At 62.0% G+C, this 13870-nt stretch carries 11 protein-coding genes; 8 read left to right on the forward strand and 3 right to left on the reverse strand.

What is annotated here, in order from left to right; genetic code table 11:
* Positions 1-15 precede the first annotated feature (15 nt).
* Complete coding sequence (locus tag P3T16_RS27435) at positions 16-1671, reverse strand: multicopper oxidase domain-containing protein (protein WP_429344679.1); 1656 nt, start codon at positions 1669-1671, stop codon at positions 16-18.
* A 10-nt stretch (positions 1672-1681) separates the two neighbouring features.
* On the reverse strand, positions 1682-3247 hold the full coding sequence (locus P3T16_RS27440) for a multicopper oxidase domain-containing protein (protein WP_429344680.1): 1566 nt from the start codon (positions 3245-3247) through the stop codon (positions 1682-1684).
* A 543-nt stretch (positions 3248-3790) separates the two neighbouring features.
* On the opposite strand from P3T16_RS27440, the gene P3T16_RS27445 reads away from it, so the two are divergent.
* The 5 genes from P3T16_RS27445 (at position 3791) to P3T16_RS27465 (ending at position 8312) form a co-directional block, all read left to right on the forward strand.
* Complete coding sequence (locus tag P3T16_RS27445) at positions 3791-4039, forward strand: pentapeptide MXKDX repeat protein (RefSeq protein WP_429260038.1); 249 nt, start codon at positions 3791-3793, stop codon at positions 4037-4039.
* Positions 4040-4377: 338 nt separating this feature from the next.
* The gene (locus tag P3T16_RS27450) at positions 4378-4689 is read left to right on the forward strand and encodes a high-potential iron-sulfur protein (protein ID WP_429260037.1); all 312 of its coding nucleotides are present in this window, start codon (positions 4378-4380) and stop codon (positions 4687-4689) included.
* Positions 4690-5740: 1051 nt separating this feature from the next.
* Positions 5741-6439 carry a YfiR family protein gene (locus tag P3T16_RS27455; RefSeq protein WP_429344681.1) on the forward strand — a complete coding sequence of 233 codons (699 nt, stop codon included), beginning with the start codon at positions 5741-5743 and terminating at the stop codon, positions 6437-6439.
* Positions 6436-7704, forward strand: a complete 1269-nt coding sequence (locus P3T16_RS27460) for a diguanylate cyclase domain-containing protein (protein WP_429344682.1) — start codon at positions 6436-6438, stop codon at positions 7702-7704. The genes P3T16_RS27455 and P3T16_RS27460 overlap by 4 nt, the downstream gene beginning before the upstream one ends.
* 98 nt (positions 7705-7802) lie before the next feature.
* Entirely contained in the window at positions 7803-8312 is a 510-nt protein-coding gene (locus P3T16_RS27465; RefSeq protein ID WP_429260034.1) for an OmpA family protein, read from the forward strand.
* Positions 8313-8573: 261 nt separating this feature from the next.
* On the opposite strand, the gene P3T16_RS27470 is transcribed toward P3T16_RS27465, so the two are convergent.
* Positions 8574-8774, reverse strand: a complete 201-nt coding sequence (locus P3T16_RS27470; protein WP_429344683.1) for a copper chaperone — start codon at positions 8772-8774, stop codon at positions 8574-8576.
* Between the two features lie 680 nt (positions 8775-9454).
* Between P3T16_RS27470 and P3T16_RS27475 the strand changes: the two genes are divergently transcribed.
* The 3 genes from P3T16_RS27475 to P3T16_RS27485 are packed head-to-tail and all read left to right on the forward strand — an operon-like array spanning position 9455 to position 13704.
* Positions 9455-11080, forward strand: a complete 1626-nt coding sequence (locus P3T16_RS27475; RefSeq protein ID WP_429344684.1) for an MFS transporter — start codon at positions 9455-9457, stop codon at positions 11078-11080.
* 12 nt (positions 11081-11092) lie between these two features.
* Positions 11093-12169, forward strand: a complete 1077-nt coding sequence (locus P3T16_RS27480) for an HlyD family secretion protein (protein WP_429344685.1) — start codon at positions 11093-11095, stop codon at positions 12167-12169.
* On the forward strand, positions 12166-13704 hold the full coding sequence (locus tag P3T16_RS27485) for an efflux transporter outer membrane subunit (RefSeq protein WP_429344686.1): 1539 nt from the start codon (positions 12166-12168) through the stop codon (positions 13702-13704). Before P3T16_RS27480 ends, P3T16_RS27485 begins: the two co-directional genes overlap by 4 nt.
* Positions 13705-13870: the final 166 nt, after the last annotated feature.

The following is a 13870-nucleotide window of genomic DNA, read 5'->3' on the forward strand; positions in this document are numbered from 1 at the left end:
CGTTTCTCCCCGCCTCTAATTGGATTCGTCGATCAGGAATGCTTGTGGATCGACGAGCATCATCATCATCATTCCGCCTGGGAAGATGTTGTTCGTAGTGATCTCGCGCTCGTTATGCGAGTGCCACATGAATGCAAAGCCTGCTTCTGTCGCCGGTGGATTCACCACCGTCCCGCTCGGTGGCGTCGTCCCGGTGGGCGCAGTGGCGCGTATGGTCGCGTTAGGCCCGAGATAAGGACTGCCGCCATACCAGAAACCGTTTGTCAGCACGTGCGAGTCCGGCAGGGTGACCGGCCCGCCGCTGCCGACGTTGCCGAACGGATGCGCTTCGAGCGCCTTGCCGTGATCGGCGCACCACTCGTAGTAGTTGGGCGCGTGCGGGTCGGCCGTGTAATAGCCGTTCGCATCCGGGGTGCAGACGACGGGCTTGCCGTAGTAAGCCGCGAATTTCGGATCGGTCTCGGTGTACACGTCCACCGGCTTATGCCCATAGACGTCCCAGTTCAGGCCCTTGCCCGTCCAGTAGAAAATCCCGTCCATCGCAAGACCCGGCGTCGTGGTCGTCGTGAACAGCAAGGGGCCGGCCACCTTGGTCGGGTCGGTCTTGCTGAGCAGCATGTTGCCGTCGCGTGCCAGCACCCGGACGTGATTGCCGTGCTCGTGGAACGGATGCTGCCAGCGGCCGGTGCCGACGATCCGCAACAGCACCAGTTCACCGGGATGCATGTGCGGATTGCCGTTATAGGGCTGGTGCGGATACTGCACCGCGTAGTTCGGGTCCATGTCGTCCGGCATCGAGCGGCCGTTGACCATGAAATAGGCCGGGTGATACGGCTCCGTCTCGACGGTCATGCAGCCGTTTGGCAACGTGCAAGCGTTGCCCGCCTGCTGTTCCGCCTGGACATGGATGCGCGGGTCTATTTCGGAGAACTGGAACAGATACTCGCGGTCGTAACAAGCCGCGCTGTGGTTGTAGGCCGCCCCGGCGTTGCGGAAGTCCGGCTGGCCATCGGGAAGCGTCGCCGCGACGGCGCGGCAGCCTGTCGGCACCGCGACCGTGCCGGGCGACGAGGTCGGCAAGACGATGATCGCGCCATACAGGCCCATCTCGATCTGCAGATCGCCCTGTGTGCCGCTGTAGTAAGCATGCGTGCCGGGCGTCGCCGCGACGAAGCTATACGTGACCGTGCCGCCGTTCGGGGCAGCTTCGCGCGTCAGCAAACCCGGCGTACCGGTGAGCGTGGCAGGACAGGTTCCATCGGGGTTCAACAGCGCGGCGCAGACCTGGAATCCCGGAAAGAGGATCGACGTGTTGCCCGCCGCCGGCGGCAGGTTATTGGTGAGCGTTACCGTAACCACGTCGCCCTGCTTGACGATCAGCGTCGGACCGGGAATCTGCATGCTCGGGCAGTTCGCGCCCGCGATCGTCGACGGCGAAAAGCCGGCCGGCGCGGTGCGGCATCCATAGCCCCACGAATAGATGCTCGCGCCGTCGGGCTGGGTGATGCGGTTCGCCTCGGCGCTCAGATCGAAGTGCGTCCCCGTGATGCCGGGTGCGGCAGCTTGCGCGTGCACGCAGAAAAGCGTGACGAGCGTCGCCGCGCCGAACCGTGCAAGCCGTCCAAGGCGCGCGAGCATCGCGAGCCATGTGTGGTGAGTGATGTGGGCCACGGCTCTTCTCCTAGGTGCAGGACTTCGTGGTCGGATCCACCGCATGGCAGATATGGACCTCGGTCATCAAGCCGCCAAAGTTCTCCTGGTCATTGGCCAGGTGATCCAGATTCGGCGTGTACAGGTAATAGATCGCGCCCGGCTGATACTTCGTCGTGTCGCTGGCGTCGAGGATCACGTCCAGGGATTCACCGCCGGCCAGCGTGATCGAGTTCGTGTTGTAGGTCAGGTCGTTGCCGGATATGTCGCGCAGCAGGCGAGCGTTAATACCGATCACGTGCATCGGAATGCCGAGCGACGCCAGCGTCTGATACTCGGTCACGTCGAGGTCCGAGATGCGCAGCAGCGCCTTGCCACCGGCCGGAATGTTGATCAGCGTCGGCAGCGGTTGCGAAAAGCGTGGCACGCCGTCCGACGCGGGTGTCGACAGCGGGTTCGGATTCACGGTGTCCGGATAGCTGCGTCCGTTCAGCATGAAGATCTTGTCCCTCATGTCGGTGAACGGCTCCGGATTGAACGTCATGCCAATGAAGTGAAAATTCGGATCGAAGCCGTGTATCTGCACCGGGTATTCGACGTCGTAGGCAGTCGAGCCGTCGCCGTCGTTGTATGCGTAGAGCGTCGGCGAGCCGCTCATGTTATTCGCATGGAGGACACCGTTTTGCGGCGGCAGCGGCGTCGTGCACAGAATGTCGTTGCCGCACGCCGTGCGCAAATCCTGTTGCTGCGCCACCAGCGAGTTGTACAGCGACGTGCCGGCGGGTACGCGGTTCTGGCGTGGCCGCACGAAGATCTGGCCGACCATGCCCATCTGCAGGTGTTCTGGCGGCGTGATGTGGCAGTGCCAGAAGTAGGTGCCCGCATCCGGCGCGAGATAGTAGTACGTGAAGCTCGCACCGATGTTGATCGCCACCGACGCATCCGGCACACCGTCATAGAACGACGACGCGTTCGGATAGCCATGGAAGTGCACCGTGTGCCTTTCGAACAGGTCAGGGCGCATGATCATCCCGACGTTCGTCAGCGTGAGGAAGAACTCGTCGTCTTCGTCGATCGCCATCATCGGCGCCGGCTCGTTGCCGTTCATCACGCCGACATCCATGATCGGCCGTGGATCGACATGGCCGGTCAACTGCCCCGGCGGCACAGATTCCGGATCGGGTACGATGCCGACTGCGCCGTTGTAGGTCGGGTCAGTTCTCGGGTCGCCGACGGTATTGAACACCGATGCGAACTCGGTGCCGGGCAGGCCCGCCTTGATGTCGGCGAGCCCCGACAACGGGCCGAAAGCGAACAGGTAGGTCTGCACGCCGTTACCCATCGTTGCGTAACCATCGCCGCCCGAGATCTGCTGGCACTTGATCGCGCCGTTGACGACGTTGGTCGGGGTGGAGTTCTGTCCGGTCACGGACGGCCCGGTGTATGCCGGCTCCGACGCTCCGAGAGGGAGTGCCGTCGGATGCAGCGGCGTCGTTGGTGGACATTGCACCCGGAACGACTGGGCGAATGAAGGAAGCGTGAATAGCAGAAACAGCAGTGCTGCAACACTGCTGCGATAGGTGCGGGTACTGAACATATGACCTCCGTCCCAGGGGTCAGCCAGCGCGATGCGCACTGGACGTCATGCTCTACTGCGAATGCGGGCTGGTGACGTCTTGACACTGACCCGTATCTGGATTCTGCATATGCGCGACGGGGCCTGCGATGGGTTACCTCCCTACACTTGCGGTAGGGCAAACCCAGTCACGCGCTTCAAATTAGTCCTTGCCAGACAGGAGGGCTGCGGCGGGCGCGTGCAGCGCCCATCCGGTGCGTTTGCCGAGGCCAGCCTGAGGTGCAGTTTCGATTCCAGCGAGATCGATTCGCGCAGGGCGAACAACTTGAAGCCTGGTGCCGGCCGAATGATGCGTTGACCGGCACGGTGGCTCCGCTCCGGGATGTTGAGCGGGTATTTACCCATGCCGTTCGGCGGGGGGTCCCTACTTCATTTCCCTGTCTGTCCCGACAAGAATGAAAAGAATCCTGGGCGCGCGCTGGCCCAGCCGCGACCCAGGACGACGCGCATGTTCCATTTGATATGCGCGATGGCCTCACCACTGGATCGCTGAAGGATGACATCATGAACAAGCTCACTGCCACCATTCTTTCCACCTGCATGACGCTCGCGACTGCGGGCGCCTTCGCTGCCGATAGCCCGTCAAACGACCCCGCTGCCCAAGACGCAGTGAGTCAGGAAACCCCGACAATGGACGCAACGCCGCATGACGCGATGAGCGCGGCCGATATGGCCAAAGACGGGATGAAAGAAGACACGATGAGTCACGAGAACATGGCCAAAGATGAAGCGAAGGGTGACGAGGTGAAGTAGTAGTTCACCTGATCCGCGTGCGCCTCCGTGAGGGCCCCTGTATAGCCAGCCAGCTTCAACCCGCGCGCGCCTGCCATCCCGCAACATCAGGCAGATGCGTTCCGGAAGGCGCGGGCCGGTCTGCTGACGATAAAGTGATTGCTGCAGTCGGCGACGGAATTTATCAATAGCAATCCTGCGTAATTAAGAGAGTCCATTGACGTTTCGCGCTGAGCTGGCGAATTCGGAACAGGAAGACTTTCATGAACATGCGCGTGGTTACCATCCGGCGCGAGTACGGGTGTTCATTCATGCCGACACCCGTGCCGGCTTATTCGAAAGCGGTTAGGAGTGGCATCATGAAATCGTCCCGCCGTAGCTTCATGCTCACAACTAGTGTATTTGCGTCTTCGCTCGTCCTCTCGCGCAGCGCGCTGGCCGGCGCCGAGCCCGTCTCCGATTCGGATGCGACCGCACAGGCGCTCGGATACAAGGCTGACGCGACGAAAGTCGACACGGTGAAATATCCTAAATATCAGACCGGGCAGGCTTGCGTGAATTGCCAGTATTTTCAGGGCAAAGCCGGCGACGCGGCTGGACCGTGTCAGATCTACAACGGCAAGGAGGTCAACGCGACAGGCTGGTGCAGCGTGTACACGAGAAAAGCATAGCGCACGATCGATGCAGGAATTCGAGCGGGTCCGAATGCGACAGATCTCGCTGCTCTGTCGCATCGTTGTGCCACAGATGCAGCGATTCGCGCCCATGTCACTGCGCATCGACATAAGAATGGGTGACTTACGCGATTTTGTCTAACTTGTTGACTAAAAATCGCGCAGGTTCTGGCGTGGGCTCGCGGGTGATTCTCCATTCAAGTCAGACAGTTTCCGATCGACGCTGAGCCTGCCGCTCACCGTTCTACGAAGCGGACATTGATTCACGGTAACCGCCAGTTTTCGCACGAAATGTACGAGTACCCCGGGACGCAGTCCGAATGCGCGCGTACGAGCCTGACTCAACAAACTGGCCGGATTCGGGGCCACGCGGGTGTTGGGTAAGTCAGCATGATGACGTCGCCGACGCTACTTGCGGTGGACTACACTTGGCTACACGTATATGCGCGTAATGGCCTGCCGCTGCGCAACCCGTATGTCTGGACTGGCACCCGAAGCCTGCCCACCTTTCTCGTATTTGGAGCTCGATACGATGAACCCTGAAGCCTATCAACCGTGTATCGATGCATGCGATGCATGTGCCGCCGCTTGCGACCGCTGCGCATCCGCGTGCCTTGGAGAACCCGGCGTCGCGGTCCTGGCAAAGTGCATCCGGCTCAACGTCGATTGCGCGTCGCTATGCCGGCTTACGTCCGCCGCGCTGGCGCGGCAGAGCCGTTTCGCTCCTGAGTTCTGTGCGCTTTGCGCGCGGATCTGCGACGAGTGCGCGGACGAATGCGCAGGTCACGCACCCGAGCACTGCGGTGCATGCAGCGATGCGTGCCGGATGTGCGCGGAGGCGTGCCGAACAATCTGATGACCCCGCACGCTGCCATCGCCGACTCGATCCGCCAGTTCACCCCCAAGGCGCTCGCGGGTGTTTCCCACTGGTTGATCACGCGGCTTTGTGCGTAAGATGAACTGATCGGTGCGCGTGATACGGTGCAGGCCCGCGAATGGCGGGTGGCAGGAGGCAGCGCCGGGATCGACGCCAACGAATGTTTCCATCATGCATGCGAGCGTGTGCGCCGCGGCTGCCTGTCATGCGGCCGCAATGAAGCCAGGGGGCGCGGCAGCTATCGCCACACAGACGACGTCCGGTCGGCGTGGCTGGGCCGGGCCGCTTCGGCACGCCTTGCTCGCAGTGGCTTGCACGCTGGGCGCGGCACCAGCCGCACTCGCCGAAACACCCGCCAATGCAGCCGGTCCAGCCGACGCCACGCCCGCCGTCAGCACCGCGAGCCGCGCTGATCCCGCCATTTCGCCGGGCGACGCCGCCGTGCGCCAGGTCGTGCTAGGCATTGTCAGCTTCACACACTGGCCGACGACACCGGCCCGCCTGCGCCTGTGCGTGACGGGCCGGCCCGACTACGCGCACGGCCTGGTCGATACGCTGCAGGCCGGCTCGACGCCGCTCGACGTGCAGCGCATCGCCTTTGATGATCCCGCCATCGGCGCAGCCTGCGACGTCGTCTATTTCGGCAACCTGAGCGACGATGAGAAACAGCAGGTCAGGGCCGCCGTGGCCGGCCATCCGGTCTTGACCATCTCGGAACACAACCCGTCCTGCACCGCCGGTAGCATGTTCTGCCTCAATGTCGATGACGAACGCGTCACGTTCGACATCAATCTCGACGCCGTGGCGCGCAGCGGCGTACGGGTTCACCCGAATGTGCTCAAGCTCGCCCGGCGGCCGCTGACGCCATGAGACAGCCCGCGCCCCCCGTTTCCCCTCCTCGCACGCCGCGCCCGACGCTGCAAAGCGTGTTGCGCCGCGCGCACCTGCGCCTGGCGTTCGTCGCCGTCGCGATGGCCGCTGTGTCGTTGATCGTGGTCGCCGTGATCGCGCTGCGTGCCTATGCCGGCAACAATCTGAACCTGCTGGCCCGCTCGCTCGGCTATACGGTCGAGGCGGCGCTGGTGTTCGGCGACCGCATCGCAGCGGCCGAGGCAATCGGGCTGATCGCCAACGAAGAGGACGTGGCCGAGGTCGTCGTCACAGATGGCAAGGGCCAGCCGTTCGCGGCGTGGCAGTTGCCCGCCGGCAGTGCGATCGCCAGGCTCGAGCGGGAGGTCGCCGGCATTGCGCTACCCGGGCCCGTGACCACGTTGGTGCTGCACGACGGCATCGTCGTCGGTCACGTCGAAGTGCGCGGCCGGGGTCACCAGTTCTTCGGCTTCCTGCTCGGCGGCGTCGGCGGCATCCTGGCCTGCCTCGCCGTCAGCGTGCTCGGCGCCTATGTCAGCTCGCAGCGCCTGCTGCGCAACATCGTCGCGCCGCTGCGCGCGCTGGCCGGCGTCGCCCACGCGGTGCGGCGCGAGCGCGCGTTCGAGCAGCGGGTCGAGCCCGTGGCGATCGCGGAACTGAATCAGCTTGGCGACGACTTCAACGCCTTGCTCGACGAATTCGAAAACTGGCAAAACAGCCTGCGTGAAGAAAATGCCTCGCTCGAACACCAGGCCAACCACGATGCCCTCACGGGCCTGCCCAACCGCGTGCAGTTCGAGTCGCGCCTCGCGGGTGCCCTCCGCGAGGCTGCGGAAACGGGCCAGCGCGTCGCCGTGCTATATCTCGACTGCGACCGTTTCAAGGAGATCAACGACTGCCTCGGTCATGAAGCCGGCGACGCGGTGCTGATCGGCATCGCGGCGCGGCTGCGCGCGCAGTTGCGCGAGGCCGATCTGGTCGCGCGCCTGGGCGGCGACGAATTCGCCGTGATGCTGGCGCCCATGCGCGAAGCGGCCAGCGCCGGCCGTATCGCCGAGGGCGTACTGGCCAGCATGACGCCGACAATCGTCTTGCCCGATGGCCGTACAGTGGCCACCATGATGAGCATCGGCGTTGCGCTGTATCCCGATCACGCGTGTGACGCGATCAGTTTGCTGCGCGCCGCAGATGCAGCGATGTACCGGGCCAAGCGCGCGCGGCCGGGCTCGTGGGAGTTTGCCGAAGGCGTCGCCGGACCGGCTTGACGGGATGGCCCTGGCGCAGCAGCCGAGGCGCAGCCGGGGCCGTCGCAAGGGTTCGAAACAGCGCGCGCAAAGCGGGCGCACTCGAGGGGAATGCGATGATGAGACACTCGTTTCCTGCAGGCATCTGGCGGATGTGTATTGGGAGCGCACTGCTCCTTTGCATGCTGCTCGCGGGCTGCCAGACGCCGCCGCTTTACCGCGGTCTGACCCAGACGCAGGTCAAGGCGCTCAAGTCAGAAGGATTCCAGGAGACCGAGCAGGGCTTCGAGTTCGGCTCGAACGAACCGATCCTGTTCGACTTCGACCGCTACGACCTCAAGCCCGAGGTCCGCCGGGTCGTCGAGCGCATCGGCCACACGCTCGTGTCCGTGGGGCTCAACAGCGTGCGCGTCTATGGCTACACCGACGGGGTGGGCACGGACGCCTACAACATCCGGTTGTCGAGGCTCCGTGCCGAGACCGTGGCGAACGAACTGGTCGACACGGGCCTTGCTGCGGACCACGTCCACACCATCGGGAAAGGCAAGCGCGACCCGGTGGGCGACAACCGCACGGCCGCCGGCCAGGCGCAGAATCGCCGCGCGGCGATCGTCGTCTCGCCGCGTTGAGCCCGCGGGGCAGTTGCCTTTGCCGCCCGGAGCTGCCAATCGGGTTGGCAACGGATTGTTCAAAACTCGCACAAGACCCGATCCTCATGATTGGACTATCCAGTCATAACGTTGGTCCAGATGCGCCAGGCAGTCAGCTGGCCGAAAGATTCCGGTGCAGGTCAACTGTACGCGTAACATGCGTCACCGTTTCATTACTGCTCCACCTTGCCCGGCCATGCCATCAACGCTGAAGCGCCACCGGGTCGGGTCTCAAGCCTTCTAGGCTTCGACAATGACCACGTCGTAGTTCTCGTCTTCGAAAGCGACGAGAAACTCTTCAGGCATCAGCCATGAATCGACGCTCACTGTCTTCGCGTCAATGTCAACGTTGACCTTCGCGTCGGCATCGACGGTCTTCATCGCATGCTCAATCGTTGAAACATCGTCTGAGCGGATTTCATTTTTCATCGAGAATTTCATTGGTCGCTTCTCCAGTCAACAACGCTTGAATAAAGCAGAACCTGTCGACGCATCAGCGTCAGTGGGTTCGCATATCGATTGTAGCCACTGTAGCCACTACCCGTTCGGCTGTCGATGAAGCGTCGCGCCAGTTGTTGATCCCGACAGGCAGTCTGTTTCGGTGGCGTCCTGATACATCGCTTTGGCATTTGCGCCATTGATCTGCAGATACCCTCGCCGCGCCAAACGCGTCATAGCGGCAGGAACCACCGTGTTAAACCGCCGGCCAGGCGCGGTTACCCATTGCCCGGGAATCGCTAAAGCGTGCAAGAAAAGACGTCGCCGCTCGCGCCGCTCCACCTCGGTAAAATTTGTTCTGTTAGCCGAATGGAAAAGGATCATTTCCAGGTGGGCGCTTTGTCCCGGCAGCTATGGTGACATTGGCCAGATTTGTGAATGGGATGAACCGATACGCGACCTTTGTTAGCTTTAAGAACGCGGCCCCGTCTCCTAGAATGAGATCAATCCATTGCGCGGCAGCGATACGTGGGTGGCCCGGTTCGAATGACTGCAGGAAAAACCATAGGGTCCTTGGACCAGGCGCTTTCGCGGCGCATCCGGGATCTTCGCGAGCACTGCGCGAGAGAGGAATACTTTCCGATCCAGTACCCCACTAAATATTCGTAGCCTCGCGGACTCTTATGAACACCGCCAACCTGCCCACAGCCGGAACGCCAGGACACAAGCCGCCCGGATCGTCGGCGCAGATTTCTGCGCGCGAGGTAGAGGCTCCTGTACAGCAAACGTCCACTGAAGAGAAGCTACCGCTTCGTCTCGCTATCGGCCTGATCGGAATGTTGCTGGCATCGCTACTGGCCATATTGAACGAACAGGTCACCGCAGTGGCGCTGGCTGATATTCGCGGCGCGTTCTCGATTGGAAGTGACGATGGGACCTGGCTGACCGCTCTCTTCGAGGCCACGAACGTGGCCACGATGGCGTTTGCTCCGTGGTTTGGGGTGACGCTCACGCTGAAGCGATTTACGATCGGCGCCGTGCTGGGCGTGATGTTCCTTGGATTCCTTTGCCCCTTTGCGCCGAACCTGCTTTCGCTATATGTGCTGCGTACGCTGCAGGGCGTAGCCTGCGGATGTCTGCCCCCGATGTTGATCATTGTGGCGCTGCGTTATCTTCCCCCGAAAGTCAAGTTATACGGGCTCGCCGGGTACGCACTCACCGCGACCTTCGGGCCAGTGCTCGGCACGCCTCTTGCCGCCTTGTGGACAGAATATGTCAGCTGGCGAATGGCATTCTGGCAAATCGTGCCGCTTGGTTTGCTGAGCTGCGTGGCAATCTACAAGGGACTTCCGGAGGATCCCACGAAACTCGAACGGTTCCGTTCATTCAATTGGACCGGATTCATACTGGGATACCCCGCTATCGCAATGCTCGTCATTGGCCTTCTGCAGGGCGATCGCCTTGATTGGCTGAATTCCACGTTTATCGCCACGATGTTTTGTGGCGGGGCGCTGTTGTTGGTGGCGTTCCTTATCAACGAGTGGTTTCATCCGCTGCCGTTTTTCAAGCTCCAACTGCTTTTCCGCAGGAACTTTTCACACGGGTTACTAACACTGGTAGGCGCGGTTGTGCTGCTGGATGCCGTTGCCGCTATACCCAGCCAATTTCTCGCACAAATTCACGATTACCGGCCGCTGCAAACCACGCCGCTGTTTTTGGTGGTCGCCATTCCCCTGGTGGTTACGCTGCCTGCGACCGCCGCCGTCCTGAACCTCCGGCAGGTCGACCACCGCTGGGTCATGGCCATTGGACTTTCCCTGATGGCCACCTCGTGCCTGATGGGGAGTTTTATGACCTCCGAGTGGATTCGCGAGAACTTTTACTGGCTTGCGGCGCTACAGAGCGTTGCGCAACCGATGGTGATCATGGGGATCCTGATGGGCGTCACGACAGGCTTGCCCCCAACGGAAGGCCCGTTTGCTTCGGCCATGTTTAACACGGTCAAAACATTTTCGGCTGCTGCGGCAACCGGCCTTATTGAAGGGCTGGGTACTGCGCGCGAGCATTTTCATTCGAGCATGCTCGTGGATCGCTTAGGCAACAACCCGTTGGTTACGGGTCAAAGCATCGATGCTGTTCATGGTCTCGGCGAACTCGCACACCGGATCCACGAGCAGGCCGTAGTACTGACATCGGCGGATCTCTATTGCGTGATGGCAGGTATCGCCGTCGCCTTTCTTTTCGTTGTTCCGGTGTTACCCGTGCGCGTTTATCCGCCCTGGACCACTACGCCGCCTTCTCCCCGCTAAGCGACGATATATATGTCATCTGTCATCCGATTTGCTCCCAGAACAATTCGTCTTGCGGCGTATGTGATCATACTCTGCGTCGCTGTATGGGCTTGCATAAGACTATTTGCCGACTCAAATAGCGAGACCACCAATGATGCTTATGTAGAGGCCGATTTCACGCTGGTCGCACCGCGTGTCGCTGGCCAGCTTTCAGAGGTACTCGTAGAGGACAACCAGCAGGTAAAAGCCGGGCAGTTAATGGTCCGTATCGATGACCGCGACTTCCGGGCGGCATTGATGAGTGCGCAGGCGGACGTGGCGGCGGCAAAAGCATCGGTCGCGAACTACGAGGCCGAGATCGCGCGGCAGCCCGCGCTTGTCGATCAGGCGCGTGCCACGCTTCGGGCAGATGACGCGACGCTCGAGTTTGCGCGAGCGAACGCCTCGCGCTACCGGAATCTCTCGGAAGCCGGCGCGGGAACGACGCAGGAGCAGCAGCATGCTTCGACCGCGCTCGCCGAGGAACTCGCGCAGCAGGCCCGCAACCGGGCCGCGCTCGTTGCGACTGAGCAGAACCTCGACGTTCTGCGAACCCAGCGCGACAAGGCAGCGGGCGCGTTGGCCCACGCCGAGGCGGCGCTCGAGCAGGCGAAGCTCAACCTGTCCTATACGGAGATCCACGCGCCCATCGACGGCAAGGTTGGACGACGTTCGGCGCGGGTCGGCGCATTCGTTACACCCGGCGCGCCCCTGCTCGCGATCGTCCCGCTGTCGGAAGCCTATGTCGTTGCCAACTTTCAGGAAAACCAGCTCACCAGGATGCGGCCCGGCGATGCCGTGCGTATCAAGGTCGACACTTTTCCGGGCGTCGTGATTCGAGGGCGTGTCGATAGTCTTGCTCCCGCTACGGGTGTGAGCTTCGCGCCTATCGCGCCCGACAACGCGACGGGCAACTTCACCAAGGTCGTCCAGCGCGTGCCTGTCAAGATCACCATCGACCACGGACAACAGGCCGCGTCTGCATTGAGCGTGGGGCTTTCTGTCGAAACGGAGGTCGCCGTTGGCAAGCATGCCGATACGCGGATCGCAGGAGAAGACGCGAAATGAACGCGTGCGATTTTTCCATCCGCATGTCGGCGCTCGCGGTATTGCTCTGCTTCGCGCTCACGGGCTGTCTGGTCGGCCCGAACTTCGAACGTCCGCAGACGAGTACGCCTGACGTGTTTAACCGCACTCAGGCTGCACAAGCATCGAGCAAGGCAGTCGAATCCGCATTCGGTCCGGAATGGTGGACGCTATTCAACGATCCCATGCTGAATTCACTGGAAAAACAACTGACAGATGCGAATCTCGATGTGGCGGCGGCGTCAGCGCGTCTGCGGCAAAGCCGTGCGGAGCAACGCATCGCCGGTGCAGAGGAATATCCAACGCTGGACGGCGTGGCGTCGTACAACCGCGAGCGTGGAAGCCCGAACGGCATCCTGTCGTTGCTCGGCGTCACCCCGACCGGAGGTAAGGTGGCGTCGGCTTCGGGCAGCACGCCGCCTGGTGTGGCACCGTTGCCGGGCTCCAAGGGCTCGCCAGCTTTCAACCTCTACCAGTTCGGCTTCGATGCATCGTGGGAATTCGACATCTGGGGTCGGGCTCGACGTGGTGTCGAGGCTGCGACGGCGCTGGCCGATGCCTCATACGAGGACCGCAACGCAGTGCTATTGTCCGCACGCGCTGAACTCGCGCGAGACTACATTCAGTTGCGTGACACGCAGGCTCTACTTGAAATTGCAAGGCAAAACCTTGAAATCGCCCGCGATGCCGTCAGGCTCACGCAAACCCGGGTGCGTGAAGGCGTCACGACGGATCTGGACGTGGCCAACGCAACCGCACAGGCGGAGTCGATCGAAAGCCTGATCCCGACGCTCGAGTCGCATCGCGAGACCACGATCAACGCGATTGGCGTGCTACTGGCCATGGAACCGGGCGCGCTACGGCAAACGCTCAGCGAGCCGCATGATGTGCCGGCGCTGCCCGAACAGGTGCCCATCGGATTTCCATCGGAGCTGGTGCAGCGCAGACCCGACGTCAGGAAAGCAGAGGCTCAGCTGCACGCGGCCACGGCGACGATCGGCATGGCGAAGGCCGACTTCTATCCACGCATATCGCTCAACGGCAGCGCAGGGTTCCAGAGCCTTCAGCTCTCGAATCTCGCCGACTGGGCGTCGGGACAGTTTGTCGTCGGACCATCGATCACGCTTCCCATATTCGAAGGCGGGCGCCTGAAGGGGACACTGCACTTACGCGAGGCGCAACAACAGGAGGCCGCGATCGTCTACAAACGCACCGTACTTGAAGCCTGGCGCGAGGTGGACGATGCGCTTGTCGTCTACGACGCTGAACAGCGGCGGCGCGATCGCCTGACGGCGGTCGTCAGCCTGAACCAGCGCGCGCTTTCGATTGCGCGGCAACGGTACAAGGCAGGCGCAGTCGACTTTCTCGACGTACTTAACGTGCAGAAACAGTTGCTCGACGCGCAGAGCAAGCTTGAGCAAAGCAAGGCCGACGCCGCCGCCAACCTGATCACGCTGTGCAAGGTGCTCGGCGGCGGGTGGGAGTCAACCTATGCCAACCAGGACAGTCTTCATTGACGCGGCATTCTGTTGCTAGCCCGTGAATGGAGAAGATGTGTGTGGTGGCGCATCCCCCGTCGCATCGACCTGAATGTTGACTAGCCCCATACGTGGAATTGTTTTCAAGCGCTGCGGACCCACCTTCTCATCGGGCGGTTTATAGCCGTCGTCATGAAGTCTTTTG

This window comes from Paraburkholderia sp. GAS42 (assembly GCF_050436565.1).
Lineage (GTDB): Bacteria > Pseudomonadota > Gammaproteobacteria > Burkholderiales > Burkholderiaceae > Paraburkholderia.

What these genes read in the sequence shown, in the direction of transcription:
- P3T16_RS27475 (WP_429344684.1), top strand. Translation starts at nt 9,455, where the DNA reads ATGAACACCGCCAACCTGCCCACAGCCGGAACGCCAGGACACAAGCCG.
- P3T16_RS27450 (WP_429260037.1), top strand. Translation starts at nt 4,378, where the DNA reads ATGAAATCGTCCCGCCGTAGCTTCATGCTCACAACTAGTGTATTTGCG.
- P3T16_RS27465 (WP_429260034.1), top strand. Translation starts at nt 7,803, where the DNA reads ATGAGACACTCGTTTCCTGCAGGCATCTGGCGGATGTGTATTGGGAGC.
- P3T16_RS27470 (WP_429344683.1), bottom strand. Translation starts at nt 8,774, where the DNA reads ATGAAATTCTCGATGAAAAATGAAATCCGCTCAGACGATGTTTCAACG.
- P3T16_RS27440 (WP_429344680.1), bottom strand. Translation starts at nt 3,247, where the DNA reads ATGTTCAGTACCCGCACCTATCGCAGCAGTGTTGCAGCACTGCTGTTT.
- P3T16_RS27445 (WP_429260038.1), top strand. Translation starts at nt 3,791, where the DNA reads ATGAACAAGCTCACTGCCACCATTCTTTCCACCTGCATGACGCTCGCG.
- P3T16_RS27460 (WP_429344682.1), top strand. Translation starts at nt 6,436, where the DNA reads ATGAGACAGCCCGCGCCCCCCGTTTCCCCTCCTCGCACGCCGCGCCCG.
- P3T16_RS27480 (WP_429344685.1), top strand. Translation starts at nt 11,093, where the DNA reads ATGTCATCTGTCATCCGATTTGCTCCCAGAACAATTCGTCTTGCGGCG.
- P3T16_RS27485 (WP_429344686.1), top strand. Translation starts at nt 12,166, where the DNA reads ATGAACGCGTGCGATTTTTCCATCCGCATGTCGGCGCTCGCGGTATTG.
- P3T16_RS27455 (WP_429344681.1), top strand. Translation starts at nt 5,741, where the DNA reads ATGCATGCGAGCGTGTGCGCCGCGGCTGCCTGTCATGCGGCCGCAATG.